The following is a 616-nucleotide window of genomic DNA, read 5'->3' as shown; positions in this document are numbered from 1 at the left end:
TACGCCACAAAGCGTCGATATTCCGCCAAAGTATATCCTCCTGATTTTTTACATCACTTATGTATATGAACCCCCATTTCAAAATAGACCTTACAGTTTCTCGCATCCACCCATGATCCATCGCTCGCGCCACTGCTCATATCCCGCGCGGACCCATTTCTCCAGAGATTCCTTCATATTCTCACGAAGCATCTCCTTATCTTTCCCATATCCGATGCAGCCCGGCAGCTCCGGATAAAAACCGACATAACCTCTGCATGGATCTTTTTTTGTTTCATAAGCATCCTCCCACAGATTTTCCGCCATCATTTCCAGCGTTATTTCTCCCAGTTCCACCATCTCATACAATCCGTCCAGAACTCTCTGATACAATCCATCTGCTTCATCTTCTGCTCTGTCTCTGTGCCGATCCAGTTCTCCGCTCAGTTCCCCCTTCTGGCTCCACACATCACAAATCTGCCGAAACTCTTTCTCCCAGATCCCATATTTTTTTCTCATCAGATTCAGATAATACACCGCATCCGCATAACAAAGTTTCCCGCTCTCGATCATTGCACATATCTGTGACAATTCATTTTCTATCCCCATATTTACTCCTTCTTTTCCTGCGGATCAG

At 45.5% G+C, this 616-nt stretch carries 1 protein-coding gene; it reads right to left on the bottom strand.

All coding sequences use genetic code 11. The features are described from left to right. Positions 1 to 90: 90 nt before the first annotated feature. The gene (locus QZL69_RS04410; protein WP_022214015.1) at positions 91 to 588 is read right to left on the bottom strand and encodes a type II toxin-antitoxin system HicB family antitoxin; all 498 of its coding nucleotides are present in this window, start codon (positions 586 to 588) and stop codon (positions 91 to 93) included. Positions 589 to 616 lie beyond the last annotated feature (28 nt).

This window comes from Blautia sp. CAG:237 (assembly GCF_000436615.1).
GTDB classification, from domain to species: domain Bacteria; phylum Bacillota; class Clostridia; order Lachnospirales; family Lachnospiraceae; genus Blautia_A; species Blautia_A intestinihominis.
The sequence above is the reverse complement of the archived record's forward strand: the minus strand, read 5'-3'. Positions and strand labels throughout refer to the sequence as shown.

Bases quoted from the DNA above. Each gene is read 5' to 3' on its own strand.
- QZL69_RS04410 (WP_022214015.1), bottom strand. From the start codon at position 588: ATGGGGATAGAAAATGAATTGTCACAGATATGTGCAATGATCGAGAGC.